Source organism: Pseudundibacterium arcticum (assembly GCF_042646465.1).
In the GTDB taxonomy this organism is placed as follows: domain Bacteria; phylum Pseudomonadota; class Gammaproteobacteria; order Burkholderiales; family Burkholderiaceae_D; genus Undibacterium_A; species Undibacterium_A arcticum.
Map to the genome: position 1 here is coordinate 1 of NZ_JBHRTP010000116.1, position 1,936 is coordinate 1,936.

The window sequence follows — 1,936 nt, forward strand, 5'->3', positions numbered from 1 at the left end:
CCTTCTTGGGGATGAGGTCGAACAGATCGGGATGCTTGCGCAGGAAGCGGTGCACGCGCCCCGGCGCATCGAGCAGATGCAGCGTGATGGTATGGCCCATGATCTCGCTCATCAGATGCATGACCTCATACTCGAAGGTTTGCTTGACCTCGCCATGGGCCTCCAGGAACGCCACCCAGTGCTGCATCGGCAACTTGGCCACGCGCGCCTTGGTCACGCACACGATGCTGTACGGCGTCGGCGTCTTCAGGCGCCACGCCGCATAACTGGTTTCGATGTCGCGCTCGACGGCAAAGCGCAGAATCATTTCATGGGCTTGCTGGCTGGTGACGACGCGTTTGAGGATGCCGTCGAGAATGAAGTACTGCTCCATTTCATGCACCCCCTGGTGCAGCAAGAAGTCCCCCTTGTTGCAATCGACGATCACCAGATGCGGTTCGAGCGCGGCCATCTCGCTGTCGCGCATATTCTTGAGCACGATGTTTTGTTTCAATTGCACGCGAATGATGTTGCGTTCGGGATGATTGGCGACCAGCGTCATGGCAGGGTAAGTGAAGGGGAAGGGGTAAGAGGAGCGGGAGCGTTAATCGACTGTTGCATATGATCTGCTGAAAATTGACCGCGGTCAATGAGAGCCACAGGGCTGGCTCGCTATGATGAGCCCACTTGAATAGGAATGGGTCAAAGCGGCATGTTGAAGGCCATTCGGCTGCGCGGTTGCAGATTCCGGGGGCGCGGCGAAAAGATCAGGGGCCTTGACCTAGGTCAACGAGTTTTTTACCGGGTCCACCCCATACTGCCAGCCGCGTTGCTCAACCTTTATCGAAATCAAACGAAGAGAAAGATTTCATTATGAAAAACGACGTTCAACCAGAAGCATTTCAGACGCAGTCACGCGCACTGACCGACGGCTTTCACCTGGTAATCGATGCCCTGAAACACAACGACATTGACACCATCTTTGGTCTTGTTGGCATTCCTATCACGGATCTGGCCCGCCTGGCCCAAGCGGAAGGGATGCGCTTCATCGGCTTTCGTCATGAACAAAATGCCGGCAATGCGGCGGCAATCGCCGGCTACATGACCCAAAAGCCAGGGATTTGCCTGACCGTGTCCGCGCCAGGTTTTTTGAACGGCCTGACAGCGCTGGCCAATGCCACCGTCAACTGCTTCCCGATGATCCTGATCAGCGGCTCCAGCGAACGCGAAATCGTCGACCTGCAGCAGGGCGATTACGAAGAAATGGATCAGTTGAATGCGGCCAAACCGTACGCCAAGGCAGCCTACCGTATTAACAAAGCCGAAGATATCGGTATCGGCATTGCGCGCGCGATTCGTGCGGCCGTGTCCGGCCGTCCTGGCGGCGTCTATCTGGACCTGCCGGCGCAATTGCTGGCCCAGTCGCTGGACGCAGAACACGGCAAAAAATCGCTGGTACGCGTGGTCGACCCGGTGCCGCGTCAAATCCCGGCGCCAGACTCGGTCCAACGCGCGCTCGACCTGCTGAAAGGCGCCAAGCGTCCCCTCATCCTGCTTGGTAAAGGTGCGGCATACGCGCAGGCCGACGCCGACATTCGTGCGTTCGTCGAAAAATCCGGCATCCCCTATCTGCCGATGTCGATGGCCAAAGGCCTGCTGCCGGACACCCATCCGCAATCGGCTGCGGCCGCCCGCTCCTTCGTGCTGGCGGAGGCCGACGTCGTGGTGCTGATCGGCGCCCGTCTGAACTGGCTGCTGGCACACGGCAAGGGCAAAACATGGGGGGCACCGAAGCAATTCATCCAGATTGACATCTCGCCAACGGAAATCGACAGCAACGTGGCGATCGCCGCTCCGGTGATCGGTGACATTGGCTCCTGCGTGTCGGCCCTGCTGGCAGGCATCGATTCCGGCTTTAGCAAGCCAGGCGCCGAGTGGACCAACGCGATCGCGGAAC

The 1,936-nt window shown here is 58.8% G+C and carries 2 protein-coding genes; one reads left to right on the forward strand and one right to left on the reverse strand.

Annotated features, from left to right (window positions below; genetic code table 11):
- Positions 1 to 541 (reverse strand): Crp/Fnr family transcriptional regulator (locus ACFOFO_RS26210; RefSeq protein ID WP_390333505.1); only part of this gene is annotated, 541 nt, incomplete at its 3' end.
- A 311-nt stretch (positions 542 to 852) separates the two neighbouring features.
- Here ACFOFO_RS26210 and oxc point away from each other — a divergent pair.
- Positions 853 to 1,936, forward strand: a 1,084-nt coding sequence (oxc, locus tag ACFOFO_RS26215) for an oxalyl-CoA decarboxylase (RefSeq protein ID WP_390333507.1), incomplete at its 3' end; no start/stop codon positions are given.